The sequence below is a fragment of the Rhizobium sp. ERR 1071 genome (assembly GCF_007828675.1).
In the GTDB taxonomy this organism is placed as follows: domain Bacteria; phylum Pseudomonadota; class Alphaproteobacteria; order Rhizobiales; family Rhizobiaceae; genus Rhizobium; species Rhizobium dioscoreae.
The window spans coordinates 458,573-483,621 of the sequence record NZ_VITM01000003.1 but is presented as its reverse complement, the minus strand read 5'-3'; the positions used below and the strand labels follow the sequence as shown (position 1 = coordinate 483,621).

The window sequence follows — 25,049 nt, the reverse complement described above, 5'->3', positions numbered from 1 at the left end:
GCTCATATGCGATACCCCTGCCCCGAGGGGAGAGGGGGAACTGTCTTTGACGATCATCGGATACGGGGCCGAGGCAAATGCCGAAATAGTCCCCTCTCCCCCTCGGGGAGAGGGTTAGGGTGAGGGGGCATGCCAATGGACCGCTTCGACTACATCATCATCGGTGCCGGCAGTGCCGGATGCGTGCTTGCCAACCGGCTTTCGGCCGATCACAACAACAGGGTGCTGCTGCTGGAAGCCGGCGGCAAAGATAATTACCACTGGATCCACATCCCGGTCGGCTATCTCTATTGCATCAACAATCCCCGCACCGACTGGTGTTTCACCACGTCCCCCGAAGCAGGTCTCAACGGTCGATCGCTGAACTATCCGCGTGGCAAGGTGCTCGGCGGCTGCTCCTCCATCAACGGCATGATCTACATGCGCGGCCAGTCGCGCGACTACGATCTCTGGCGCCAACTCGGCTGCGCCGGCTGGGGTTGGGACGACGTATTGCCCTATTTCATCAAGTCCGAGGATCATTATCGCGGCAAGGATGAGATGCATGGCGCCGGCGGCGAATGGCGGGTCGAGAAGGCCCGCGTGCGCTGGGCCGTGCTCGACGCTTTCCAGGCCGCGGCCAAGGAGGCCGGTATCCCCGAGACGGCGGATTTCAATCGCGGCAACAACGAAGGTTCCGGCTATTTCGACGTCAACCAGCGCGCCGGCATCCGCTGGAACACCACGAAAGCCTTCCTGCGTCCGGCGATGAAGCGCGGCAATCTCACCGTCTATACCAAGGCGCAGGTCCGTCGCCTGATCGTCGAGGACGATGCCGTGACCGGCGTCGAGTTCCAGCATGATGGCGTGGCAAAGCGCGCCTATGCGAACAAGGAGACGGTGCTATCGGCCGGTTCCATCGGATCGCCGCATATTCTGGAGCTGTCAGGCATCGGCAACGGCGAGGTGCTGAGCAAAGCCGGTATCGACGTCGTCCGCGAGGTCCGGTCCGTCGGCGAGAACCTGCAGGATCATCTGCAGCTGCGCCTTGCCTATAAGGTGACCGGCGTCCCTACGTTGAACGAGAAGGCGACCAAGCTGATCGGCAAGGCTGCGATCGGCCTCGAATATCTGGTTCGCCGTTCAGGCCCTATGGCAATGGCGCCAAGCCAGCTCGGTATCTTCACCCGCTCGGGGCCGGACAAGGAAACGCCGGATCTGCAATACCATGTGCAGCCGGTCTCGCTCGACAAGTTCGGCGATCCTGTCCACCCTTTTCCAGCCATCACCGCCAGCGTCTGCAATCTGCGACCCGAAAGCCGCGGCTCGGTGCATGTGCGCAGCCCCGATTTCGCCCTGCAGCCGGCCATCAGCCCGAATTATCTTTCTGCTGCGCGAGATCGGGAGATCGCCGTACGCTCCATTCGCCTGACGCGGCGGATTGTGGCGCAGCCTTCCTTTGCCCGGTTCAGACCGGAGGAGTTCAAGCCCGGGCCGACCTACGAGACGGACGCCGATCTGGAACGCGCCGCCGGCGATATCGGCACGACGATTTTCCATCCGGTCGGCACATGCCGCATGGGCGGTGACGCGCAAAGCGTCGTTGATCCGCGCCTGCGGCTCAGGGCATTGGCAAGGCTGCGCATCGCCGATGCGTCTGTCATGCCGTCGATCACGTCTGGTAACACCAATTCGCCAACCATCATGATCGCCGAAAAGGCAGCCGAAATGATCCTTGCCGACAATAGATGAATCCCTGAGGATCGGTGGCAGCAGGACAGGAGATTTGCATGGATAGCACGGACGAAGTCATCATCGAGCGGCGCGGGTCGGCCGGGATTATCAGGCTCAACCGGCCGAAGGCGTTGAATAGCTTGACATTGCCGATGGTGCGGGTCATCGCTCCGGCACTGGAGGATTTCGCCGCCGATCCGGCCATTGCGAGCGTCATCGTTTTGGGCGAGGGGGAGCGCGGCTTCTGCGCCGGCGGCGATATCCGCCTGCTGCATCAGAGCGGCAAGGACGGCTCCGATGAAGCGGAAACCTTCTGGCGCGAGGAATTCCTGCTCAACCACGCCATCTCGCGCTATCCCAAACCTTATGTGGTGCTGATGGATGGCATCACCATGGGCGGCGGCGTCGGACTTTCGGCGCATGGCAGCCATCGGGTCGTCACCGAGCGTACGCGCCTCGCCATGCCCGAAACCGGCATCGGCTATTTCCCGGATGTCGGCGCCACCTGGCTGCTGCCGCAGGCACCGGGGGAAGCCGGCACCTGGATGGGCCTAACAGGCCTGACCATCGGCGCCGCCGATGTCATCCATGCCGGCTTTGCCGATCACTGTGTGGTATCGTCGCAACTGCCGGCTCTGGTCGATGCGATTGCGGCATTGTCTACCTCGGCCACGGCACCAGACGTGCATGCGCTGATCCGGACGATGGCGGTAGACGCCGGCGAAAGCCGGCTTGCCGCAAATCGGGATGTGATCGACCGGGCGTTTTCGGCAAACACGGTGGAGGAGATTCTGAAGGCCTTGGCCGGTGAGCCCGGAGAGTTTGCCGCTGAAGCCGCAAGCGTGATTGCCAGCCGCTCGCCGACCAGCCTGAAGCTGACCTTGCGGCTTCTCAGGGCAGGGCGAAGGAGCGCCGATCTTGCCGAATGCCTCAATCGTGAACTCGGCGCCTGCAAGGGCATATTGTATAATCACGATTTCTACGAAGGCGTGCGTGCTGCCGTCATCGACAAGGACCGCAATCCGAAATGGTCGCCGGCGAGCCTTGCCGAAGTGACGGCGGCTGCCATCGACCGCTTCTTCATACCGGCGCAGCCACCGCTTTTCGCAAAATAACCGATCATGGGAGGAAAACATCATGACACGGATCGCCTTCATCGGCCTCGGCAATATGGGGGGCCCGATGGCCGCCAATCTCGTCAAGGCCAGCCACGCCGTCACAGGATTCGACCTTTCGCATGATGTGCTGAAGGCAGCCGAAGCATCGGGGGTAAAGCCTGCCAGCGTGCTCACCGAAGCCCTGGCGGATGCAGAGGTGGTCGTGACCATGCTGCCGAAGGGCCAGCATGTCCTCACCGTCTGGACCGACGTGCTGCGCTCCGTGCCCAAGGGGACCCTGTTGATCGACAGCTCCACCATCGATGTCGATAGCGCCCGCAAGGCGCATGCGATGGCCGGTGATGCTGGTTGCCTCTCGCTCGATGCGCCCGTTTCCGGCGGCACAGGCGGCGCCGCAGCGGGAACGCTGACTTTCATGGCGGGCGGCTCGACGGAGAGCTTTACTGCCGCCAAGCCGTTGCTCGAGGTGATGGGCAAGAAGATCGTCCATTGCGGCGATGCCGGCGCCGGCCAGGCGGCGAAGATCTGCAACAACATGATTCTCGGTATCTCGATGATCGGCGTCTGCGAGGCCTTCGTGCTTGGCGAAAAGCTCGGCCTCTCGCATCAGGCTCTCTTCGATGTCGCCTCGACTTCCTCCGGCCAATGCTGGTCGATCAATACTTATTGCCCGGTGCCCGGTCCCGTGCCGACATCTCCGGCCAACAATGATTACAAGCCCGGCTTTGCGGCGGCGTTGATGCTCAAGGATCTACGGCTATCTCAGGAAGCGGCACTCTCCAGCGGCGCGTCAACACCGCTGGGCGCAGAGGCGGCGCAGCTCTACGCGCTCTTCGAAAAGCTCGGCAATGGCGGCCGCGATTTTTCGGCAATCATCGAGATGTTTCGCGAGGCCAAGTGAGGATGGCTGGATAGTTAGCCGGGTGCAGGGCTGCCCCTCACCCGACCCTCCCCCCGCCCGCGGCAGGGGAATCGCATATGAAATGAGGTCGTTGCTACGCACCCCTTCTCCCCTCGGGGAGAAGGTGCCGACAGGCGGATGAGGGGGCCGCCAAGAGCACGAAAGCCCGCGTATTCAAATCCGTCACCCCCTCATCCGACCCTTCGGGCCACCTTCTCCCCGAGGGGAGAAGGAACTTGCGGAGGCGGCATCGAAGAACATGCCTGACCCGCCCGGCCTCAATAACCCCAATTCACCGCCACATGCCCCGCATCCGCGCGCCCACATCGACGCGTACCTCCCGCGCCCGGATCGCGGCGGCACTTTCAGGCCGTGCCTGCGGCCAGCCGCAAATCTCGAAGAACTGCAGCAAGGTCGCGGGAATGAAACGGGTGCGCGAGGCAAAGACATGCTTGTCGCCCTGCGCATGCTGGCCGTGCACGAAGAAGCGCTGCGGAATGACGAGGTCGAGATTGTCCTTCGCCCTGGTCATAGCGACGTAGAGCAGCCGCCGTTCCTCCTCGATCTCGGCCGATGATCCGACCGCGAGATCGGCGGGGATGCAGCCGTCGACGGCGTTGAGGATGAAGACCTTCGTCCATTCCTGGCCCTTGGCGGAATGGATAGTCGACAGGATCAGGTAGTCCTCGTCCAGCAGCGGCACGCCGGCCTGATCGCTGGTGGCGTCAGGCGGATCAAGCGTCAATTCCGTGAGGAAGCGCTCGCGCGAGCCGTAGCCCGCGGCGATCTGTTCGAGCTGGACGAGATCCGCCTGGCGGGTCGCGGCATCCTCATGCGCGCGTTCCAGATGTGGCTCGTACCATTGGCGAACGAGGCCGATTTCCGCCGGCCAGCCGGCCTTGCCGCTTTTGACCTTGCGCATCGTCTCGACGAAAGCGGCCCAGTCGTCTCCCGTGCGCGGCGGTGGCGGCAGTTCGGTGAGTGCGGTAATCGGGCTTGCCTCTTCGCCGATCTGGTCGAGCACGCGCTGCGCCGTGGAGGGGCCGACGCCGGGCAAGAGCTGCATCAGGCGGAAGCCGGCGACGCGATCGCGCGGGTTCTGGGCGAAGCGAAGCGCCGCCAGCATATCCTTGACATGAGCGCTATCGAGGAACTTCAGCCCACCGAACTTGACGAAGGGAATGTTGCGCCGGGTGAGTTCCACTTCCAGCGGGCCGCTATGGCTGGAGGTGCGGAATAGCACTGCCTGTTGCTTCAGCCTTACGCCGCCCTCACGATTTTCCAGTATCTGATCGGCGATGTAGCGCGCCTGATCGGCCTCGTCGCGCACCGTCACCAGCCGCGGCCGTTCCGTGCTTTGCCGTTCGGTGCGCAGGTTCTTGGTGAAGCGCTCCGAGGCGAGATCGATTACAGCGTTGGCGGCAGCAAGGATCGGCTGCGTCGAACGGTAGTTGCGGTCGAGCGTCACGATATCGGCCGAGGGTGTGAAGGCTTTCGGGAAGTCGAGAATGTTGCGCACGGTCGCGGCGCGGAAGGAATAGATCGACTGCGCATCGTCACCGACGACGGTCAGTCCGCGGCCATCGGGCTTGAGAGCCAGCAGAATGGAGGACTGCAGCCGGTTGGTGTCCTGATATTCGTCGACAAGCACATGGTCGAAGCGGCTGCCGATATCCTCGGCGATCAGCGGCTCCTGCAGCATATGCGCCCAATAGAGCAGCAAGTCGTCGTAATCGAGCACGTTCTGCGCCTGTTTCGCCTCGACATAAGAGGCGAAGAGATCACGCAGCTGCTGCTCCCACATGGCGCACCACGGGAAGTAATCCCGCAGCACGCCGTCGAGCGGCGCTTCCGCATTGACGGAGCGCGAATAGATCGCAAGGCACGTCGCCTTGGTCGGGAAGCGGTTCTCCGTCTTCGAAAAGCCGAGGTCGTGGCGCGCGAGGTTCATGAGATCGGCGCTGTCTTCCCGGTCGTGGATCGTGAAGGCCGGGTCGATGCCGATCTGCTCGGCATAATCCCGTAACAGACGCGCGCCGATACCGTGGAATGTGCCGCTCCAGGCAAGCGCGTCGGCGGTGATACCGGCATTGGCCCCCAGCACCTCGCGGCAGATCCGCTCGACGCGACGGCCCATCTCGGCGGCAGCGCGGCGCGAAAAGGTCATCAGCAGGATGCGGCGCGGGTCCGCACCTCTAACGATTAGATGCGCGACGCGATGGGCAAGCGTATTCGTCTTGCCGGAGCCGGCCCCGGCGATGACGAGCAGCGGCCCGGCAATATGACCGTCGCCTGCCGTCGTGCCATGTTCCACCGCCAGCCGTTGCTCCGGGTTCAGCTTTTCCAGATAGGCGGCGGTCATCAACTCTCCTGAATACCTCCGGCAGCAGGCGGAGCGCGGCATGCGGCGAATCGCAAGCGCGAAAATATAGGGACGTTCTATGGATGTTCCGAATCGCCAAAGCCTGTCAAGATGAACAGGGCCTGCACGCGGATGACCTCCGGCGCAAGAATCTTATCCGGATTTGCACTCGTCCGGCTCGAAAAGGATCTTCTTCGTGCTTATGTATCATTCCGGCGCAGCATTTTGAGTTTTTGGGGCTTCGTAATGCGTAGAATGAAGGTTTCAAAACATGAACGAAACGATTGCCACCGGGCTGCGTCTGCCTAGCGGCCTCGTGGCTTTGCCGGACGGCCGCCTGACGGTCGTGGAAATGGATGCCAGTCGCCGCTGTCTGAAACTTTTCGACGCAAGCGGCGTACCGCAGGAACTTTGCCGGGTCGGCGGCCGGCCGATGGGGATTGCGGTCGATGGCGACGGATGTTTCTGGGTAGCCAACGGCCCGGAGAATTCTCTTGTCAGATTATCGGCGCAAGGCCGCGTCCTGCAAGTCATCGAGGGTAGCGCGGATGGTCCGTTTCTGCATCCGAATGCACTCGCTTTCGGACCCGACGGCCTGCTTTACATGACTGATTCTGGCATCCGTCTTGCCAATCTTCTCGAAGGCGGCCACATCCATCCCGATTTCTTCAAGGCGGCTTACAATGGCTGCGTCTATCAGATCGATCCGGCTGAGGGACGGGTCATCCGTGTCCTCGCAGCCGGTCTGCTCTTTGCGAGCGGCATTGCCTTCGATGCCGATGGATTGCTCTATTATAGTGAAACACTGACTGGAAAAATCTATCGGCAGGTCGTTGGCGGCAGGCAGGAAATGTTTGTCCAGTCGATGACATCGCCCGCCGTGAACGCGCTGCGCGGGCCGGCCGGCCTCGCCTTTGATCGCAGCGGCATGCTTTACTGCGCCATGTACGGCCTGGGTGAAATTTCCATGGTGGACGCCGAGGGAAAAATGGCCGGTCATATCCGCACGGACGGCGCGCGCCCAGCTAATATTGCTTTTACCGTCGACGGCAAACATCTGCTCGTCAGCGAACAGGAAAACGGTGTCGTGGAAAAGATTACGGCGCCGCGTCCGGGCTTGCCTTTGCATATGCCGCCGATTTCGTAGGGCGGCGAAGGACATGCCCCGAAGCCGGGCATGTCCTCTTTTCATTTATTATGCCGCAGGAATCTGCTTGTTGTCCTTACCGGATTTGCCGTCTGTCGATGCCGTATCATTGGCAACCGGCTTGGCATGACGGCGGCGCCAGTCGCCGAGGAACAGCAGGATCGGTGCGGCGATGAAGACCGACGAGGCGCCGGCAACGAGGATGCCGAACACCATCGGGATCGCGAAGCTGGAGACGGCGCTGCCGCCCCAGATTGCCATCGGCACCAGCGCCAGGAAGGCAGTGGCGTTGGTATAGAGGCTTCGCGCCAGGGTCTCGTTGATCGATTTGTCGATGATGTCGCGCAGCGGCATCGACTTGTAGAGCCGCATGTTTTCACGCATGCGGTCATAGACCACGACCTTGTCGTTCACCGAATATCCCACAAGCGTCAGGATCGCGGCGATGGCCGTCAGGTTGAAATCGAGGCCGGTGATCGCGAAGAAGCCGATCGCCTTGGTGACGTCGAGCACCAGCGTCACGATGGCGCCGACCGCGAACGGCCATTCGAAGCGATACCAGATGTAGAACAGCATCGCCAGGCTGGCGATCACGACCGACAGGATGCCGGCCCAGGCAAGCTCGCCCGAAACCTTCGGACCGATGACATCGGTGCCTTCGATGGTCGCGCTCGGGTCGATCTTGACGATTTCGGCTTTAAGCTTGGTCACTGCCGCCGTCTGCGCCTCTTCGCCGCCGTCCTGGCGCTGGGCGCGGACAAGGAGGCTGTTATTGTCGCCGAAGGACTGCAGTGCGATTTCGCCGAGGCCGAGCGTGTTCAGACCCTCGCGGAACGTCGCCAGATCGGCCGCGTCCTTGGTCTTGACCGACATCTGGATACCGCCGCGGAAATCAACGCCGTAGTTGAGGCCCGGATGGATGAACAGGACCACCGAGGCGAGCGACAGGATCGCCGAGACGGTGACGCCGAAGAAGCGGGCCTTCATGAACTGGATGTGCTTGTCATAGGGGCTGAAGGGGATCAGCGGCCTGATGTTGATCACCTTCAGCTTGCGGCGACGGGTGATGGCGATCATCACGACACGCACGAAGGCGACGGAGGTGAACATTGAGATGATGAGGCCGAGACCCATGGTCACGGCAAAGCCGCGAACCGGGCCGGAGCCGAAGTAGAACAGGATGGCGGCGGCAATCAGCGCCGTCATGTTGCCGTCGATGATCGTCGAATAAGCCTTCTTGAAACCGTTATCGATGGCGGCGAAGGCGCCGCGGCCCTTCCGGGTTTCTTCGCGGATGCGCTCGTTGATGAGAACGTTGGCATCAACCGCGAGGCCGATACCAAGGACGACGCCGGCGATGCCGGGCAGCGTCAGCGTGGCGCCGACAAGCGTCAGGGCCGAGAAGGTCAGGACCGTGTGGATGAGCAGGGCAACATTCGCCAGAATCCCCCAGGCGCCATAGAGCACGAAGATGAAGGCGGCAACCAGAACGAAGCCGACCAGGCCGCTATAGATGCCCTTCTGGATCGCGTCGCTACCAAGGTCGGCGCCGACGGTGCGCTCCTCGATGACGGTGAGCTTGGCCGGCAGGGCACCGGCGCGCAGCAAGGCTGCAAGCGTGGTGGCGCTGTCTGCGGTGAAGTTGCCGGAGATCTGGCCCGAGCCGCCGGTGATCGGCTCGCGGATATTAGGCGCACTCAGAACCTTGTTGTCGAGGACGATGGCGAAGGGCTTGCCGACATTTTCGCGGGTGATTTCGGCAAACCGGTTGGCGCCGGCGCTGTCGAAGCGGAAGGTGACGAGCGGCTCGTGCGTGTTCGGATCGAAGCTGACGCGGGCATCCGTCAGGCGGTCGCCGGACAGTTCGATGCGGTCGAGAACCGGATAGCTGTTGCCCTGCTCGTCCTTCATGATGGTGACGCCGGGGCCGGGATTGTTCGGGTCGACGTTATCGGCCAGCAGATGGAAGGACATCTTCGCGGTCGAGCCGAGAAGCTCGCGCAGGTGCGACGGATCCTGTGCGCCGGGAAGCTGGACGAGAACGCGGTTCGGACCGACGCGCTGAATGGTTGGCTCGGCAACGCCCACCTGGTCGACGCGCTTGCGGATAACTTCAAGGCTCTGCTGAACGGCGGAATCGACGTTGGCCGAAATACCGGCCGGCGAGAAGGACATCGCGATCGTCGCGCCATTCGGCTTGATGTTGAGATCGGACTGGCCGGCCGAGAGGCCCGACGTGATCGTATTGGCCAGCGTCTGCAGCTGCGTCACGGCATCGCTGCTCTGCGAGGCGTCGCTGAGCGTCACGACGATCTGGTCGCCATTGCGGACGATCGAGCGGGTCTGGATGTTCTTGTCGCGCAGCACGCGGCGCGCGTCCTGCTGCAGCGATTGCAGCCGGCCGTTCGTCAGGTCCTTCTCGTCGACTTCGAGAACGAGATAGGAGCCGCCGCGAAGGTCGAGGCCGAGCGAAACCTGGCTATGAGGCAGCCAGGATGGGATCTTGCTGAGAACCGACGGCGGCAGCGCGTTCGGCAGTGCGATCAGAAAGCCAATGACGATGATCACCGTATAGAGTGCCACGAGCCATGGTGAGGTACGCATGGGTATTATCCTTGAAAATAGGCTTATGCCGACGGTCTGGCCGCAGGCGGACTTGAGGTCGTGTCGGAAATTCAGCGCGTCTGCGCCAAACGCTTAGGCGAGCGCGCCTGGAGGCGCACGTGCGAGATAGGCGTGAAACGCCAGGGATTCGAACCGTGTGGCATCATCCGGGCGGTACGATTGCCACGAGGTTGCCGGATATCCGAGGGTAGGGAGGGCAGCAAGCGTTGCAGGCCCTATATCGTGCCATGTAGCTTTCGGCGTCACCAGCCGATCGGCAACGACGATTCCGCGGACCGGGTCACGCAGTGATAGATAGAGAGGCTGGGTGTCTTTGCCCGAGGAGAGCGCGTCCGCATCGGCGCGCGCGGCAAGGTTGATGCCACCGCCAAGCGCCAATCCGATATAGGCGAAGAATGCGACGAACAGCGAGGCGATCACGCGCGCTCCGGCGCGGTGCGTCCTGTCGTCTCTATCTTCGCTGTCGGCGGCGCCGAATTCAAGCGGGCTCAACGGTCCAAAATGCCTTCATTCCTTTGCCGGAGCGAACTCCAGCGGTTCGGTCATGATAACAGGACGCTTGGCGTCTTCCTAGTGTGGCCTGTCATGATGCAGTTGCACGAGCCGGTCAACAGTCCCGGCTCGATTTCTTAATTTTCCGTCGCACCCGCTGCCGACGATTTAGGCGCCAGGCAGGATGCCGGGACGCGATAGGCATAAAGCGTCTTGCCCTTCATCTCGCCATAGGGTGGCGACCAGCTCTTGATGAGTTCGGCCTGGCCTTCCGGGCAATCGATCGGATCGTTGTCGACGAACAAGACCGGACCGGTCACGCTGACCGGCAGGGAGAAATCCTGCTCGTAATAATTCGCGGGGAAGCCGCCGAAGTGGCGGGCATAGATGTGGAACGGCTTGCCTTTCAGCGTGTAGTAGAGATCGGCGAGGATATCGCGGTCCTGGGCAACGATTTCAGTCAGTTTCGCCTCCGTGGCGATATTGGCGATTTCTTCACTGATGACGCTGCGGCCGACATAGCGCTTCATGACAAGATCGCCGTTCGGCAGCTTGATGTCATAGGCAAACACCGTCAGCACCGGGATCACGAAGGCGACGACGGCGCCTATGATAAGCGAGGTGCTCAGCCCCTTTTTCGTCAGGCGATAGAGCAGCCAGACGGCGAGAATGGTGCCTGCGGCATAAGCCGAGACGGCCCAGTTGGCATAGGCCTTGGCGAGGAGGGCCTGCAGCGTGATCAGCGCCACGACAGGCACAGAGAGCCAGAACAGCAGCTTTTCCCGGTCGTCGCTCTGCCCGCGGATCAATCGCCACGTCGCCCACAAAAGCGCGTAGAAGACGACCGGGCCGACGACGCCGAACTGGGCACCGAAGAAGCTGAGCCCGTTGAGTATGTGCTTCAGCAGGGTGTTGCCGCCGCCGCTCTTGCTCCATTGGGCGATGTTTTCGGTGTGCTTTATGGTCGTCGCATCATGGGTGAGATTCCACCAGAGATTGGGGGAAACGACGATGGCCCCGATAATGGCGGCAATGGCAACGTCCCGCCAGGCGATACGCGCCGAACGCATCGTCAGCATGGCAATGCCGACACCGGGCAGAAGGAAGAGCACCGAATATTTCGTCAGGAAGGCGATGCCGAGGCTGGCACCGAGGATGACAGCTTCCAGCACCGAGGAACGCCTGGTCAGCCCGATAAAAGCCCAGATGGCGATGGTTACGAACAGGATCTGGATCGTGTCCGTCGATACCAGCACGGCGGAAAGCGAGGCAGCCGGCAGCGTGATGAAGATGACGCCGACCCATGGCGCGATCTCGCGTCCGGTCTCGTCGTCGATCAGCCGCCGCGTCGTGCACATCAGCATCAGGGCGGTGGCAAGATGGAAGAGCGGCGCCGATATGCGGATCCAGAAGGTCGAATCCGAGCCGGAGATCGTATTGAAGAAGCGGATGACCCAGGCAATCATCGGCGGCTTGGAATAATAGCCGAAATCCAGATTCTGGCCCCAGAACCAATATTGTGCCTCATCGACGAAGAGGTCCGTCCTGTTGAGGAGCAACATGAGCACGCGCCAGAGCGTTACTCCGAAGATGATCGCAAGGGCGAGGCCCAGCGAAAGTTTCTGGGCATTTGTTCGGGAATGGGTCGTGTCGAGCATTAAAGGATGGGTCTCGGTGCCTGATCGTGAGGCTTAATACGGAACTATTGAGGCCAAAGCTAGCTCCTGCCATCCGCGGGAACTACAGCGCTCGCATCGTGTGGCCGCGAAGTGCCATATGTCCGATTTCGGATATCAGATGTCCGTTAAAGCTCCTAGAGAATGCGAGGGGTAGCTTTGCCGCGCGCCGCTTCGATGCGGGACAGAAGCATGAAGGCCGCAAGCGTCAAGCTGGCCATCAGCGAGGCGGTCAAACCAAGAACAATCATTGCTCTCTCCGTAGCGACATCGGAAGTGTCTATCCCTTGGGTAGTAAGGGATGAAGCTTGCTCGTGACTTGCGATCGATGTTCTTCCACGGCGACAAACTATATCTGAAAGTAATCGCTAATTTAGTATAGATCAGTAGGAGACATGCCTTCTTCCGTCATTAACCTTCGGGCAAGGAATTAACCATAAATATTGAGCCTGAACGTCGGAATGGGAAAATTGTGACTCGTTCTCAGCAGGCATGAAGCCGCCCCGTCGTACCGGGTCCGATCCGGTATCCATGTCATCAAACAGGTCCGCAATAGACTTTGATGAACGAGCGAGCTTCGGTGCCTCGATCACATGATCGACGGCTACGGCTGCCTTTCCTCGCCTCCTCATTGCGCCTGGCGCGGATCATCAGCGGTTTCGCCGGCGCTTGAATGCGCGGCAGTTCGGCAGGGACGACTTTGGCGCAGGATTCGCCGTCAGATCAGGCACGCAGGGCGCAGGCTGGCAGCCTTCGCGACCGTTTGCGTTTTGCTGGTCTCGATGCCGGGCAATGCGAAACCTTGCGCCGTCACCGGCCAATGCTCGAAGCGCATCTGAAAGCCGGCCTGCGCGATCTTTTCCACCGCTTTCAGGCCTATCCGGACGCCGCGCGCAATTTTTCGAGCGAAAGCCAGCTCGAACGCCTTCAGGATCTGCAATCCTCCCATTGGGATGTGCTGACGGATGCACGCTTCGACAGCCTTTATGCCGAGCGCGTCAAGGTTCTGTCCGACAGCGAAAGCAAGATGGGGCTCGATCCACGCTGGCACGTTGCGGGCCATGGGGTCGTGCTGGAGCATCTTCTTGCCGGCCTTCTCGAAGACATGGGCAGCCGAGCCATCCTGCCCGGAGCCAAGCGTCGCGCCCGTGAATTGGGCGAACTCGTGACATCGGTCGTGCGCCTGGTGATGGTCGATGTCGAAATTGCTGTCTCGTTGCGGTTCAACGAATTGCGGGTCGGTCACCAGCGGGCACTGGCCGAACAGCGGGCTACCGATCGCGCCGAGGCTGCGGCTTTTATTACCGAGCTTGCCAATGGCCTTGCCGATCGCGATCTGACGACCCGGGTGCCAATGGATTGTCCTGAAGCCTATGCCGAGGTCGCGGAAGCTTTGAATGCGGCGCTGGAGGACATTCAGCAGCAGTTTTCGGCCCTGTCCGGTGGTGTGGAGGCGGCTGAAGCGACGAGCGGCGCCATTTCCCGCTCCGCGAAATCCTTGGCTGAAAAATCGTCCGAACAGTCGCGAGGACTTGCGGCCTCCGCAAAGCAGCTTGCAGAGCTAGCCGATCAGGTGCGCGGCAATGCGGCCAACACCCGTTCTGCCGAGCGCGTGACGGCATCGACCCGCATCGCGGCGGAAGACAGCGGAAGGATCGTCGGGCAGGCGATCTCCGCTATGGCCGATATCGAAACGTCAGCCGAAAAGATCGGCCAGATCATCGGCGTCATCGATGAGATTGCCTTCCAGACCAATCTTCTCGCACTCAATGCCGGCATCGAGGCAGCCCGCGCCGGCGACAGTGGCCGCGGCTTTGCCGTCGTCGCGCAGGAAGTTCGCGCGCTTGCCCAGCGTTCCGCCGATGCGGCCCGCGAGATCAAGGTGCTGGTGACGGGAACCAAGGCGCAGGTAGATGCGGGCGTCCAGATGGTCGGCCGCACCCAGGACGCGATCGGCAGCATTGTGCGCCAGGTGACGGATATCAACGAAGCCATTTCCGGAATTGCGGCTGCGAGCGACGAACAGGTTGCCGGCCTTCAGGCGCTGACATCGGATATCGGCGGCCACAGCGAGCGGGCGGCCGCCGCCGGCAGCAATGCCAGCCGCTCCGAGCAAGATGCCGATCACCTGCATACCGTCGTCGTCGAGCTCGGCCGAACCATCCGCGAGTTCCGCATCGAGCGCGAGCGGCGGCATGCCGTCGCTGGCGTGCCGGTCAGAGCCGCGCAGCAGCGACAGCTCCCCGCCCGCGAGGAATTCGGCGCTGCGCAGAATGACGAGGAGATGGCCGATTTCGGCTTCCCGCTTCGCAGGACCGCAGCGGGAGGCGATCGCAATGCCTATTGATCTTTCAGTTTCATGCATATGCGGGCCGACGGGCCTGATTTCAGACAACGGGGAATGACGCGATGCCGAGCAGGAAAGGCGAAAAGACAATCAGTCTGGCCGCGGTGCTGGACCTCAACGAGGCCTCCGCCCTTCGCGGCACGTTGATGGGGTTGCGCGGCAGCAATGTCGCGATCGATGCGTCCGGCGTCGAAAGGATCGGGACCTTGTGCGTGCAGGTCATCATGGCCGCCGCCAAGACCTGGGATGAGGACAAGCTCTCCTTCACCTTCTCCAAGGTGTCGGATGCATTTCAAAAAACGATGCAGGTGATCGGGGTGGATATCTCCCATCTGCTTGCCAAGGAGATCCGGCAATGAAGAAAAAAGTGCTGACCGTGGATGATTCACGGACCATTCGAAACATGCTTCTCGTCACTCTCAACAATGCGGGTTTCGAGACCATTCAGGCCGAAGACGGTGTCGAAGGCCTGGAAATTCTGGAAGAAGCCAATCCCGATGTCATCGTCACCGACATCAATATGCCGCGCCTTGACGGCTTTGGCTTCATCGAGGGCGTTCGCCGCAACGACAGATACCGCGCCGTGCCGATCCTCGTGCTGACGACGGAGAGTGATGCGGAAAAGAAGAACCGTGCCCGCCAGGCCGGCGCGACCGGCTGGATCGTCAAGCCGTTCGATCCCGCCAAGCTGATCGATGCCATCGAGCGCGTAACCGCCTAAACAGGATCCGCCCCTTATGGATATGAACGAAATCAAAGAGATTTTCTTCCAGGAGTGCGAAGAGCAGCTCGCTGAACTGGAATCCGGTCTCCTGAAATTGAATGATGGCGACCGTGACCCGGAAACCGTCAATGCCGTATTCCGCGCCGTTCATTCCATCAAGGGTGGGGCAGGGGCCTTCGGTCTGGACGACCTGGTCGCATTCGCCCACGTCTTCGAGACCACACTCGATTGCGTTCGATCCAACAAGCTGGAGCCGACCCAGGATGTCCTGAAGGTCATGCTCAAGGCGGCCGACGTGCTGGCGGATCTCACCAACGCCGCCCGTGATGGCGGCAGTGTCGATCCGGCGCGCAGCCGCGGCCTCGTCAAGGAACTGGAAGCGCTGGCAAATGGCGATATTCCCGCGCCGTCGGCAGCGGCGGTTGCCGATGTTGCTTCGAAGCCCGTCGTGGCCGCGCCTGCGCCCACGGACGAAAGCGGTTTCCAGCCGATTCCCTTCAGCTTCGACGACGATTTCGGCAGCGATGAGCCTGCCGTCGATGCCAGGCCGGAATATGAAGTCAATTTCAAGCCGCGGTCCGATCTCTACGCCAAGGGCAATGATGCGACGCTGCTGCTGCGCGATCTCTCGCGGCTCGGCGAGATGAATATCTTCTGCGATATGGATGCGCTGCCGGGTCTTATCGATCTCGATCCCGAAGGCGCCTATTTCAAATGGGCGATCTCCATTAAGACGGACAAGGGCGAAGACGCCATTCGCACCGTCTTCGAATTTGCTGAATGGGACTGCGATCTCGATGTCCAGCTGGCTGGAAGCGGCGGGTCTTCGAGTGGCGAAGAATTGCCGATGATACCGGTGCCCTTCGATCTCTCGATCCTCGATGACGGCGCCGCACCGGCTGCCGAAACCATAGAGGAGACATCCGCGCCGAGAAACGACGTCGCTGCCGCCGTGGCTGCTGCGGAAACCGCAAGCAACGTCACGCAGCTCGCCTCCGCTGCCGCACGCGTCGAAAAGAAGGAAGCCGCCCTTGCCGCCGCTGCCGCTTCCAATGCAGCCGCGGCGCAGAACAGTGCCGCCGCTGCCGCCGCCGGCCAGACCATCCGTGTCGATCTCGATCGTGTCGACCGCCTGATCAACCTTGTCGGCGAGCTTGTCATCAATCAGGCGATGCTCTCCCAGAGCGTCATCGAGAACGACAACAACGGCGCATCCTCCATCAACATGGGTCTCGAAGAGCTGCAGCAGCTCACCCGCGAGATTCAGGACAGCGTCATGGCGATCCGCGCCCAGCCGGTGAAGCCGGTCTTCCAGCGTATGTCGCGTATCGTCCGCGAAATCGCCGACATGACCGGCAAGTCGATCCGCCTGATCACCGAGGGCGAGAACACCGAAGTCGACAAGACCGTCATCGACAAGCTTGCCGAGCCGCTCACCCACATGATCCGCAATGCGGTCGACCATGGCGTCGAAACGCCGGAAAAACGCGCGGCACTCGGCAAGAACCCGGAAGGCACCGTTCGCCTGACGGCAAAGCATCGCTCCGGCCGCATCCTCATCGAGCTTGCCGACGATGGGGCCGGCATCAACCGCGAGAAAGTCCGCCAGAAGGCGATCGATAACGACCTGATCGCAGCCGATGCCAATCTTTCGGATGAGGAAGTCGACAACCTGATCTTCCTGCCGGGCTTCTCGACCGCCGACAAGATCTCTGACATCTCAGGCCGAGGCGTCGGCATGGACGTGGTCAAGCGCTCGATCCAGGCGCTCGGCGGCCGCATCAACATCAGCTCCAAGCCGGGGCAGGGTTCTGTCTTCACGATGAGCCTGCCGCTGACGCTCGCAGTCCTCGACGGCATGGTGGTCACCGTTGCCGGCCAGACGCTCGTCGTGCCGCTGACGGCGATCGTCGAAACGCTGCAGCCCGAAGCGTCCGCTATCCACTCCTTCGGTGCGAACCATCGTCTGATCTCGATCCGCAACAGCTTCTGCCCGCTGGTCGATGTCGGCCGCATCCTGAATTTCCGTGCCACGCAGGCCAATCCGGTCGAAGGCGTCGCGCTGCTGGTGGAATCGGAAGGCGGCGGTCAGCGCGCCCTCATGGTCGATGCCATTCAGGGCCAGCGCCAAGTCGTCATCAAGAGCCTCGAGGCCAACTACACGCATGTCCCGGGCATTGCGGCGGCAACCATCCTCGGCGATGGACGCGTGGCGCTGATCCTTGACGTCGATGCAGTGGTCGGCGCTTCGCGCGGCCAGTCGCTGAAGCCTGAAATGTCTTATGCGGCGGTGGGGTGAGTTGATGTCCTATGCCGTCAAGAGCCTGAGCCAGGGCAATCGCGAGCTGATCGCCTTCCGCATCGGCGACCAGGAATTCTGCGTCGACATCATGTCGGTTCGTGAAATCCGCGGCTGGACCCCGGCAACGGCCATGCCGCATGCGCCCGGTTACATGCTCGGCGTCATCAACCTGCGCGGCGCCGTGCTGCCGATCATCGATCTCTCCGCCCGGCTCGGCATGAAGCGTGCGGAACCGACGGCTCGGCATGTGATCATCGTCGCGCAAGTGAAGCGCAAGGTGGTCGGTCTTCTTGTTGACGCCGTATCGGACATTCTGACGATCACCGACGACAGCATCCAGCCAACGCCGGAAGTCTCCTCCGATCACGAGCGGCAGTTTGCCCGCGGCATCGTGGCGATCGACCGCCGCATGATCTGTCTGATCGAACTGGAAGCCCTGTTCCCTGAAAGCGAAAGCGAGGCTGCATGAGCGTGATGGGAGCAATGGATTTCAAGGCGTCTCCCGATGAGGTGCTGGCGAGCGGCGAATATCCGCTGACGCGCCGCGACCTCTCGGAAATCGCCGCCATGATCTATTCGGATGCGGGCATTTCTCTCAATGAGAGCAAGGCATCGCTCGTCTATTCCAGGCTGTCGAAGCATATCCGCGCGCTGGGGCTCTCCGGCTTCCGCGACTACTGCCAGCTGGTGTCTTCGCCCGCAGGAAGTGCGGCGCGTCGCGAGATGCTGTCGCATCTGACGACCAATTTCACCCGCTTCTTCCGCGAAAACCATCATTTCGATCATCTGCGCGACGAGGTTCTGCCGGGTCTCCTGGCGCGCGCCAAGGCTGGCGGCCGGGTGCGCATCTGGTCGGCCGCCTGTTCTGACGGGCAGGAGCCTTACTCGATCGCGCTGACGGTGCTTGCCTTGATGCCGAATGTCGCCGATTTCGATTTCAAGATCCTGGCAACGGATATCGACCCCAAGATCCTCGGGCTTGCCCGCGCTGGTGCCTATGACGAGTCTTCTCTCGAAACGGTTTCTCCGGCCATGCGCAAGCAGTGGTTCCAGGAAGTCAATGTCCAGGGCCGCCGCAAATTCCAGATCGACGATCGCGTCAAGCGGCTCATTACCTTCAACGAGCTGAACCTGCTCGGGCAATGGCCCTTCAAGGGCCTGTTCGACGTCATCTTCTGCCGCAACGTCGTCATCTACTTCGACGAGCCGACGCAGACGAAGATCTGGACGCGCTTTGCCGGCCAGCTGCAGGATGCCGGCCATCTCTATATCGGCCACTCCGAGCGGGTCGCCGGCGAGGCCAAGCACGTCTTCGATAATATCGGCATCACCACCTATCGCTATCTCGGCAAGACCGCGGGGAGGAAGCCATGAATTCTCCTGCTCGTGTTCTCGTGGTCGATGACTCCCCGACGATGCGCGGCCTGATCACCGCCGTCCTGCGTGCCGATCCAGAGGTCGATGTCATCGGCCAGGCCGGCGATGCGATGGAAGCGCGCGCCGCCATCAAGGCGCTCAATCCGGATGTCGTCACGCTCGATATCGAGATGCCGAACATGAACGGCCTCGAATTCCTGGAAAAGATCATGACGCTCAGGCCCATGCCCGTCATCATGGTTTCCACGATGACCCATCGCGGCGCCGATGCGACGCTTGCCGCGCTCGAAATCGGTGCGTTCGATTGCGTCGGAAAGCCGTCCCCGGGCGAGCCGCATCCCTTCGGCGATCTGGCAGAGAAGGTAAAGGCGGCTGCCCGCTCTCAACGTCAATATGTGAAGCCCGCCGCCCAGCGCGCGCAGCCGCCGGCCGTCGCGGATTTCCGTGTGGGCCGCAAGATCGTCGCGATCGGTTCCTCCACCGGCGGCGTCGAGGCGCTGATCAACGTCTTGCAGAAGTTCCCGGTCAATTGTCCGCCGACGGTCATCACGCAGCATATGCCGCCGACCTTCACGCGCAGCTTCGCCGAGCGCCTGAATCGCCTCTGCGCCCCGGTCGTCCAGGAGGCGACCGATGGTGCGCGGCTCGAAATCGGCAAAATCTATCTGGCGCCGGGCGGCGAAAGGCACCTCAGGGTCGCCAATGCATCCGCCCCCCATTGCCGTCTGGTAGACGGCGGGCCGGTGAACGGCCATCGCCCTTCCGTCGACGTGCTTTTTGATTCGGTTGCCGAACTGGCAGGCCGCAATGCCGTCGGCGTGATCCTGACCGGCATGGGGCGCGACGGCGCCGCCGGTCTCCTCAAGATGCGCCATGCCGGCGCGCGCACCATCGGGCAGAACGAGAAGACCTGCGTGGTCTACGGTATGCCGAGGGTCGCCCACGAGCTTGGTGCAGTCGAACAGCAGTTTCCGCTGAACGCCATTGGCGAGGAAATTTTGAAAGCCACAGCCGCCCGAAAGGAAGGGAGCGAATAATGTCTCTAGCGGAGAAAATCAAAGTTCTGATCGTTGACGATCAGGTCACCAGCCGCCTGCTGCTGAGCGATGCGCTGACGCAGCTCGGATTCAAGCAGATCACGGCTGCCGGCGACGGTGAGCAGGGGATGAAGATCATGCAGCAGCAGCCGCATCATCTCGTCATCTCCGATTTCAACATGCCGAAGATGGACGGGCTCGGCCTCCTGCAGGCGGTGCGCACCAACCCGACGACCAAGAAGGCGGCCTTCATCATCCTGACGGCGCAGGGCGACCGTGCGCTGGTTCAGAAGGCGGCGCAGCTCGGTGCCAACAACGTGCTCGCCAAGCCCTTTACCATCGAAAAGATGAAAGCTGCCATCGAGGCCGTCTTCGGAGCTCTAAAATGATCGTCGAAGGTGCTGCCCGCCGCGTGCATATTATTCAGGGCGAGTACAAGGTCATCAGCGATCCCGAAGTGGTGCTGACGACCATTCTCGGCTCTTGCGTGGCGGCTTGCCTGCGCGATCCCATCGCTGGCGTTGGCGGGATGAACCATTTCCTTCTTCCGGGAATGGCGAACTCGCCGATGAGCGGCGGCGATGCGACGCGTTACGGCGTGCACCTGATGGAACTTTTGATCAACGGCCTCCTGAAGAAGGGCGCAAGGCGTGACCGGCTCGAGGCGAAAGTTTTCGGCGGCGCCAAGACGATCGCGACCTTCTCCAATGTCGGCGAGCAGAACGCGGTCTTTGCCATGCAATTTCTGAAAGACGAAGGCATCCCGGTCGTCAGCTCCAGCACCGGCGGCGAACACGGGCGCAAGATCGAATATTGGCCAATCTCCGGAAGGGCCAGGCAATATCCGCTGACCGGCGCCGAGACACAGAAGACCGTGGCGCTGGAGCAGCGTCCGGTCATTGCTCCGAAGCCGGTTGACAACACGATCGAATTTTTCTGATCAACGAGGCAAGCGCATGACCCCCTTCCAGCGCGTTGAGACGGCTGCCATCGAGGAGACGCTTCCGGCTATCCTTCTGCGCATCGTTTCCGAATTGCATGACATCGCCTATCTGATCGAACGCATCGAGCCCCAGCTGCTTGACATCAGCGACGCCAATATACTGGCCTCGCCGGAGGCCATGAAGGTCGTCCAGGGTATTGATCTCGCCGTGCAGAAGACGCGCGGCATCGCCGAATTCATCGATACCATTGCCGGCACCATGCCCGAGGGCTGGACGGTGGATCTCGCGACGGCGCTGAGCCTGGTCAAGCTGACGGAGATGCAAAAGGCGCTCGGCGGCGGCGGTTTTCACGCGCATTCGCAGACCATGGCCCAACCCATGGCAAAGGCTGCCGGCGATTTCGATTTCTTCTGACCGCGTCGTCAGCAATAGATACTGTTTTTCTTATATAATCTCCTGCATTTCTTCCCGGCTTTTTCCTGGGCTCTTCTGGCCGGACGAAACGTTCGCACAAGTTTCGATTTCTATTTTCGCCGCATAGCACAAAGCCATCAGGTCTTTGACGAATCGTGCGAGAACAGAATGAATCTGTTAAATCAATTAGTTCCCCTGCTTCGGAATCTTCAGAATCTCGGGAGAACGCGGCTGATGATCCTGGGGGGCGTGGGCGCCGTGTCCATGCTGCTGATCCTTTTTGCAGCCCTCTATGTCAATAAGCCCGCACAGGAGACATTGTATGTCGGCCTGGATGCGACGGATCTCAACCAGATCAGCATCGCGCTCGCGGAAGCCAAGATCAATTTCCAGGTCGGTACGGATGGCTCCAGCCTGACCGTTCCGGCGGGCATGACCGGCAAGGCCCGCGCGCTTCTTGCTGAACGCGGCCTGCCCACCAGCGGCAAGGCCGGCTATGAGCTCTTCGACAATGTCGGTTCGCTCGGTCTAACCTCCTTCATGCAGGAAGTCACCCGCGTCCGTGCCCTCGAGGGCGAAATCAGCCGCACCATCACCTCGATCGCCGGCATCAGCGCCGCCCGCGTCCATATCGTCATGCAGGATGTCGGCAATTTCCGGAAGGCGGATCAGAAGCCGACGGCATCCGTCATGATCCGCGCGAGTGCGGAAGCTGCCCGCAAATCGGCTTCGGCTATCCGCCACCTCGTCGCGTCAGCCGTTCCTGGCCTGGAGGTCGATGATGTAACGATCCTCGACTCCACGGGCCAGTTGCTCGCATCGGGCGACGATCCCGGCAACGGCGCTCTCAGCCGCAATCTCGGCATCGTGCAGAACGTGCAGAGCGAAGTCGAATCCAACATCGATAAGGCCTTGGCGCCCTTCCTCGGCATGGATAATTTCCGCTCCAGTGTGACGGCACAGCTGAATACCGACAGCCAGCAGGTGCAGGAAACCACATACGATCCGGACTCGAAGGTCGAACGCTCCGTCCGCACCGTGAAGGAAGCGCAGAAGTCGCAGCAGAGCCAGCCCGACAGCGCCGCGACCGTGGAGCAGAATATTCCGCAGGCGGCCCCGCAATCCGGCGGCAACACGCCGACGTCGAACGATCAGTCCGACAAGCGCGAGGAGCAGACCAACTACGAAATCAACAGCAAGACGACGGCCACGACCCGCACCAGCTACAAGATCGAAAAACTGTCCGTCGCCGTGGTGGTCAATAAGGGCCGCATCGCGCAAATGGTCGGCCAGGGCGCTGATCAGGCCAAGATCGACGCCTATATTGCGGAAATGCAGAAGATCGTCGCCACCGCTGCAGGCGTTGATCCGGCCCGCGGCGACATCGTTACCGTCAATGCCATGGACTTCCTCGACAACCAGCTGCTTGAAGACACATCCTCCAGCTTCAGCATTACCGATATGTTGAGCCGCAACATGGCTGGCATCATCAACTCGCTGGCCTTCGTCGCGGTCGCCTTCCTGATCGTCTGGATGGGCTTCCGTCCGCTGATCCGCTCGCTCGGCGGCTCGTCCAGTAGCACGGCTCTTCCGGAAGCAGCGGGCCTGGAATTGCCGGATTTCGCGCCGGCGGTCGGCGGCCCCGGCGCGGCACTGATGGACGGCTTCGGCTCGGACTTCGGCTTCGACAGCACCGACGACCTGCTGACGATGGGCGACGATGGCGGAACCTTCAACCGCCGCGTCAAGGAAGGGCCGGAGCGCCGCCTGTCCCGCATGGTGGAAATCAGCGAAGAACGCGCTGCAAAGATCCTCAGAAAATGGGCCGTCGACCAGGCCGCCTGACAAAAGGACCGGGAAATTCCCGGTCCTTTTTCTATCCAGGGGATGACATTTGAACTTGCATCATTGTCGATGCCACCTGTGATCAATTAGTCGCGGCTAGCCGAATTGACGTGTTCGTAAGATGGAATTTCAATGGATATACGGTTGCTGGGTATAAAGAATCGACTTACAAATACTGTATCTATTGCGTAACAACTGTGTATTCCGAGCGAATCGACCATCGTTTTCCGCGTTTCGCATGTTTTAAGTTTGTAGATTCCGGAGCGGGAAATTAGCTCATGATTCGTAGATCGTGCTTGCGGCAGTGCGCGCCGGTGCGATTGCGGGTGTCGAATTCAGGGATGAGACATGCGCCCATCCATCCGTATCCGCCGGAAGTGTTGGGTCGCGGTAGAGAAAGATCCGGCTTCGATGCCTCGTCGAGATTCGCTGCCGATTCTCTGAGGTGAAGGGATTGGGTTCTGACGGAACAATGCTCTCGTTGACGGCCGATCGTCCAACAGCGGCAGGAAATGCAAGTATGGACATGCAGATATCGCAGATGAGCAAAGGCGATAGGGATGCGCGATCGATCGCGTCCGCCGGAGCTATGTCGCGCGAGCAGCTCATTCTGCAGCTGAATGCCGTTTCAGGCCCTGCCTATCTTCAAGCCGGCCTTCACGCCTTGGCGAGCTACGCCGGCGCCTCCCATTATCTTCTTGTCAGGTCCGATCTCATCCAGGAAAGCGGGCTCGACTTCGTGATTTCCTCCGATTGGCCCTTCGATCTCGTCCGGCGTCTGGCAACGGAGCTGACAAGCGGTTATGGCCGCATCGGCGAGCTTGAAAAGTGCATGGCGCTGTTTCAGCCAAGCCTGGCGCTGCTTCCCGATGATGTCTCGCTGCCTGACGGTGTGGGCCGGCAATATCATGCCTTGACGTTCAATGTCGGTCGCACCCGCTTCTCCCTGCTGCTGCTGGCGAGCGAAGCGGCGGTGCTTCTGCCCGAGCGGTTGAGGGATGTCGGCCTCCTGGCCGGCTATCTCGCCAGTTCCACGCGTTGCTTCGAGGGCAAGCTGGAGCGCGATTTCGATCTGACCGAGCGCGAGCTGGAATGCCTGTTCTGGATCGCCGAAGGCAAGACGAGCGATGAGATCGCGATGATCCTCGGGATCTCGCGCAATACCATCAACAACTATATTACCAGCGTCATGCGCAAGACCGCCACCAAGACCCGCTCGGAGGCTATCGCCTTTGCAGTGCGCAATAATCTCGTTTAAGGGCCGACCGGATGCGCTATCAGCCAGACAGGACGACGGATATGCCGGGCGAATCACGGCTTACCCGTTCCGGACGGATCTCCGGCCGCTCCGATCTGTTCCCGAAGCTGGTATCGATGCAAAAGCTGATCGACGCGCAGCATTTTGCCGTTTATCGCCTGCACGGCTCCGGCCTGCCGCATAAGCAGCGCCTGGTATGCGAACTCGATAATTGGGGCTCGGCCAACTCCGTCGTCGGCAAATCCTTTGTGGAGGCCTATGGCGAAGCACTGATCGAGCATATCGACAAATCGCTGCTGCCGCTGATGTGGAACGGGCGCGACAGCGACAGCACCGCCGAGACGCCGGATTTTGCCGTCTTCACGCAGCGCCTGAAGCCGCATCTCCTGCCTTTTGCCGGCGCCGCCTTTCCCGTGCGGCTCGGCGCCGTCGGCAACGGCTACACCGTCTTTACGGCCAAGTTCATGGATCTCTCGAGCGATATGATCGTCGAGCTGCACGGCCGCAGTTGCCAGATCATGATGCAGCTCCTGTCGCTGGATGAGCGCCGTTCACAGGCGGCCGAAGCGCTGAGCGAGCGCGAAATCGCCTGCCTGCAGCTTGCCGGCGACGGGCGCATCAGCGAAGAGATTGCCGACAAGCTTGGATTGTCGGTGCATACCGTCAACGCTTATCTCGGATCGGCGACGATCAAGCTCGACAGCGTCAACCGCATCCAGGCCATCGCGAAGGCGATCCGCTTCGGCTACATAAGCTGAGATAGCGGC

21 protein-coding genes are annotated in these 25,049 nt (G+C 61.3%); 17 read left to right on the top strand and 4 right to left on the bottom strand.

The genetic code is table 11. The annotated features are described in order from the left end of the window. The first annotated feature begins 135 nt into the window (after positions 1 to 135). The 3 genes from FBZ99_RS12430 to mmsB are packed head-to-tail and all read left to right on the top strand — an operon-like array spanning position 136 to position 3,732. On the top strand, positions 136 to 1,731 hold the full coding sequence (locus FBZ99_RS12430; RefSeq protein WP_145633361.1) for a GMC family oxidoreductase: 1,596 nt from the start codon (positions 136 to 138) through the stop codon (positions 1,729 to 1,731). Between the two features lie 38 nt (positions 1,732 to 1,769). After that, the gene (locus FBZ99_RS12425; protein ID WP_145633357.1) at positions 1,770 to 2,828 is read left to right on the top strand and encodes an enoyl-CoA hydratase/isomerase family protein; all 1,059 of its coding nucleotides are present in this window, start codon (positions 1,770 to 1,772) and stop codon (positions 2,826 to 2,828) included. Between the two features lie 22 nt (positions 2,829 to 2,850). Further along, positions 2,851 to 3,732, top strand: a complete 882-nt coding sequence (gene mmsB / locus FBZ99_RS12420) for a 3-hydroxyisobutyrate dehydrogenase (protein ID WP_145633354.1) — start codon at positions 2,851 to 2,853, stop codon at positions 3,730 to 3,732. A 292-nt stretch (positions 3,733 to 4,024) separates the two neighbouring features. Here the strand turns inward: mmsB and FBZ99_RS12415 are convergent, their stop codons facing one another. Next, a complete protein-coding gene (locus FBZ99_RS12415; protein ID WP_145633351.1) occupies positions 4,025 to 6,094 on the bottom strand; it encodes an ATP-dependent helicase in 2,070 nt (689 codons plus the stop codon). A gap of 271 nt (positions 6,095 to 6,365) precedes the next feature. Here FBZ99_RS12415 and FBZ99_RS12410 point away from each other — a divergent pair, with 271 nt between their 5' ends. Continuing rightward, positions 6,366 to 7,241: an SMP-30/gluconolactonase/LRE family protein gene (locus FBZ99_RS12410; RefSeq protein WP_145633347.1), complete on the top strand. Its 876-nt coding sequence runs from the start codon at positions 6,366 to 6,368 to the stop codon at positions 7,239 to 7,241. Positions 7,242 to 7,289: 48 nt separating this feature from the next. Here FBZ99_RS12410 and secD read toward each other — a convergent pair whose 3' ends face one another. The 3 genes from secD to FBZ99_RS12395 all read right to left on the bottom strand — a co-directional run bounded on the left by secD (position 7,290) and on the right by FBZ99_RS12395 (position 12,016). Then, positions 7,290 to 9,845: a protein translocase subunit SecD gene (secD, locus tag FBZ99_RS12405; RefSeq protein WP_113351218.1), complete on the bottom strand. Its 2,556-nt coding sequence runs from the start codon at positions 9,843 to 9,845 to the stop codon at positions 7,290 to 7,292. A gap of 93 nt (positions 9,846 to 9,938) precedes the next feature. Continuing rightward, entirely contained in the window at positions 9,939 to 10,358 is a 420-nt protein-coding gene (locus FBZ99_RS12400) for a hypothetical protein (RefSeq protein WP_145633344.1), read from the bottom strand. Between the two features lie 137 nt (positions 10,359 to 10,495). After that, entirely contained in the window at positions 10,496 to 12,016 is a 1,521-nt protein-coding gene (locus FBZ99_RS12395; RefSeq protein WP_145633341.1) for an ArnT family glycosyltransferase, read from the bottom strand. Positions 12,017 to 12,734: 718 nt separating this feature from the next. On the opposite strand from FBZ99_RS12395, the gene FBZ99_RS12390 reads away from it, so the two are divergent. The 13 genes from FBZ99_RS12390 to visR all read left to right on the top strand — a co-directional run bounded on the left by FBZ99_RS12390 (position 12,735) and on the right by visR (position 25,040). Beyond that, a complete protein-coding gene (locus FBZ99_RS12390; protein ID WP_145633921.1) occupies positions 12,735 to 14,381 on the top strand; it encodes a globin-coupled sensor protein in 1,647 nt (548 codons plus the stop codon). Between the two features lie 62 nt (positions 14,382 to 14,443). Continuing rightward, positions 14,444 to 14,740 (top strand): STAS domain-containing protein, encoded by a 297-nt coding sequence (locus FBZ99_RS12385; RefSeq protein ID WP_069611290.1) that lies wholly within the window; start codon positions 14,444 to 14,446, stop codon positions 14,738 to 14,740. After that, positions 14,737 to 15,102 (top strand): chemotaxis response regulator CheY1, encoded by a 366-nt coding sequence (gene cheY1, locus FBZ99_RS12380; RefSeq protein ID WP_004128526.1) that lies wholly within the window; start codon positions 14,737 to 14,739, stop codon positions 15,100 to 15,102. The genes FBZ99_RS12385 and cheY1 overlap by 4 nt, the downstream gene beginning before the upstream one ends. A 16-nt stretch (positions 15,103 to 15,118) precedes the next feature. Beyond that, positions 15,119 to 17,404 carry a chemotaxis protein CheA gene (locus FBZ99_RS12375; protein ID WP_113332067.1) on the top strand — a complete coding sequence of 762 codons (2,286 nt, stop codon included), beginning with the start codon at positions 15,119 to 15,121 and terminating at the stop codon, positions 17,402 to 17,404. A 4-nt stretch (positions 17,405 to 17,408) separates the two neighbouring features. Beyond that, the gene (locus FBZ99_RS12370; protein WP_113332068.1) at positions 17,409 to 17,876 is read left to right on the top strand and encodes a chemotaxis protein CheW; all 468 of its coding nucleotides are present in this window, start codon (positions 17,409 to 17,411) and stop codon (positions 17,874 to 17,876) included. Beyond that, positions 17,873 to 18,781 carry a protein-glutamate O-methyltransferase CheR gene (gene cheR / locus FBZ99_RS12365; RefSeq protein WP_113332069.1) on the top strand — a complete coding sequence of 303 codons (909 nt, stop codon included), beginning with the start codon at positions 17,873 to 17,875 and terminating at the stop codon, positions 18,779 to 18,781. Before FBZ99_RS12370 ends, cheR begins: the two co-directional genes overlap by 4 nt. Further along, positions 18,778 to 19,821, top strand: a complete 1,044-nt coding sequence (gene cheB / locus FBZ99_RS12360) for a protein-glutamate O-methylesterase CheB (RefSeq protein ID WP_113332070.1) — start codon at positions 18,778 to 18,780, stop codon at positions 19,819 to 19,821. The genes cheR and cheB overlap by 4 nt, the downstream gene beginning before the upstream one ends. Beyond that, on the top strand, positions 19,821 to 20,210 hold the full coding sequence (locus FBZ99_RS12355; protein WP_095433933.1) for a response regulator: 390 nt from the start codon (positions 19,821 to 19,823) through the stop codon (positions 20,208 to 20,210). The genes cheB and FBZ99_RS12355 overlap by 1 nt, the downstream gene beginning before the upstream one ends. Beyond that, positions 20,207 to 20,761 carry a chemoreceptor glutamine deamidase CheD gene (gene cheD, locus FBZ99_RS12350; protein ID WP_095433934.1) on the top strand — a complete coding sequence of 185 codons (555 nt, stop codon included), beginning with the start codon at positions 20,207 to 20,209 and terminating at the stop codon, positions 20,759 to 20,761. Before FBZ99_RS12355 ends, cheD begins: the two co-directional genes overlap by 4 nt. A 16-nt stretch (positions 20,762 to 20,777) precedes the next feature. Further along, the gene (gene cheT, locus FBZ99_RS12345; protein ID WP_113332071.1) at positions 20,778 to 21,179 is read left to right on the top strand and encodes a chemotaxis protein CheT; all 402 of its coding nucleotides are present in this window, start codon (positions 20,778 to 20,780) and stop codon (positions 21,177 to 21,179) included. A gap of 168 nt (positions 21,180 to 21,347) precedes the next feature. Further along, complete coding sequence (gene fliF, locus FBZ99_RS12340; protein WP_113332072.1) at positions 21,348 to 23,024, top strand: flagellar basal-body MS-ring/collar protein FliF; 1,677 nt, start codon at positions 21,348 to 21,350, stop codon at positions 23,022 to 23,024. Positions 23,025 to 23,544: 520 nt separating this feature from the next. Continuing rightward, the gene (visN, locus tag FBZ99_RS12335) at positions 23,545 to 24,282 is read left to right on the top strand and encodes a transcriptional regulator VisN (RefSeq protein ID WP_113332073.1); all 738 of its coding nucleotides are present in this window, start codon (positions 23,545 to 23,547) and stop codon (positions 24,280 to 24,282) included. Positions 24,283 to 24,293: 11 nt separating this feature from the next. Next, positions 24,294 to 25,040: a transcriptional regulator VisR gene (gene visR, locus FBZ99_RS12330; protein WP_371864866.1), complete on the top strand. Its 747-nt coding sequence runs from the start codon at positions 24,294 to 24,296 to the stop codon at positions 25,038 to 25,040. Positions 25,041 to 25,049: the final 9 nt, after the last annotated feature.

What these genes read in the sequence shown, in the direction of transcription:
- mmsB (WP_145633354.1), top strand. Translation starts at nt 2,851, where the DNA reads ATGACACGGATCGCCTTCATCGGCCTCGGCAATATGGGGGGCCCGATG.
- FBZ99_RS12430 (WP_145633361.1), top strand. Translation starts at nt 136, where the DNA reads ATGGACCGCTTCGACTACATCATCATCGGTGCCGGCAGTGCCGGATGC.
- cheB (WP_113332070.1), top strand. Translation starts at nt 18,778, where the DNA reads ATGAATTCTCCTGCTCGTGTTCTCGTGGTCGATGACTCCCCGACGATG.
- FBZ99_RS12385 (WP_069611290.1), top strand. Translation starts at nt 14,444, where the DNA reads ATGCCGAGCAGGAAAGGCGAAAAGACAATCAGTCTGGCCGCGGTGCTG.
- cheD (WP_095433934.1), top strand. Translation starts at nt 20,207, where the DNA reads ATGATCGTCGAAGGTGCTGCCCGCCGCGTGCATATTATTCAGGGCGAG.
- FBZ99_RS12395 (WP_145633341.1), bottom strand. Translation starts at nt 12,016, where the DNA reads ATGCTCGACACGACCCATTCCCGAACAAATGCCCAGAAACTTTCGCTG.
- FBZ99_RS12415 (WP_145633351.1), bottom strand. Translation starts at nt 6,094, where the DNA reads ATGACCGCCGCCTATCTGGAAAAGCTGAACCCGGAGCAACGGCTGGCG.
- fliF (WP_113332072.1), top strand. Translation starts at nt 21,348, where the DNA reads ATGAATCTGTTAAATCAATTAGTTCCCCTGCTTCGGAATCTTCAGAAT.
- FBZ99_RS12410 (WP_145633347.1), top strand. Translation starts at nt 6,366, where the DNA reads ATGAACGAAACGATTGCCACCGGGCTGCGTCTGCCTAGCGGCCTCGTG.
- cheR (WP_113332069.1), top strand. Translation starts at nt 17,873, where the DNA reads ATGAGCGTGATGGGAGCAATGGATTTCAAGGCGTCTCCCGATGAGGTG.
- cheT (WP_113332071.1), top strand. Translation starts at nt 20,778, where the DNA reads ATGACCCCCTTCCAGCGCGTTGAGACGGCTGCCATCGAGGAGACGCTT.
- FBZ99_RS12370 (WP_113332068.1), top strand. Translation starts at nt 17,409, where the DNA reads ATGTCCTATGCCGTCAAGAGCCTGAGCCAGGGCAATCGCGAGCTGATC.
- visN (WP_113332073.1), top strand. Translation starts at nt 23,545, where the DNA reads ATGGACATGCAGATATCGCAGATGAGCAAAGGCGATAGGGATGCGCGA.
- cheY1 (WP_004128526.1), top strand. Translation starts at nt 14,737, where the DNA reads ATGAAGAAAAAAGTGCTGACCGTGGATGATTCACGGACCATTCGAAAC.
- FBZ99_RS12375 (WP_113332067.1), top strand. Translation starts at nt 15,119, where the DNA reads ATGGATATGAACGAAATCAAAGAGATTTTCTTCCAGGAGTGCGAAGAG.
- visR (WP_371864866.1), top strand. Translation starts at nt 24,294, where the DNA reads ATGCGCTATCAGCCAGACAGGACGACGGATATGCCGGGCGAATCACGG.
- secD (WP_113351218.1), bottom strand. Translation starts at nt 9,845, where the DNA reads ATGCGTACCTCACCATGGCTCGTGGCACTCTATACGGTGATCATCGTC.
- FBZ99_RS12425 (WP_145633357.1), top strand. Translation starts at nt 1,770, where the DNA reads ATGGATAGCACGGACGAAGTCATCATCGAGCGGCGCGGGTCGGCCGGG.
- FBZ99_RS12355 (WP_095433933.1), top strand. Translation starts at nt 19,821, where the DNA reads ATGTCTCTAGCGGAGAAAATCAAAGTTCTGATCGTTGACGATCAGGTC.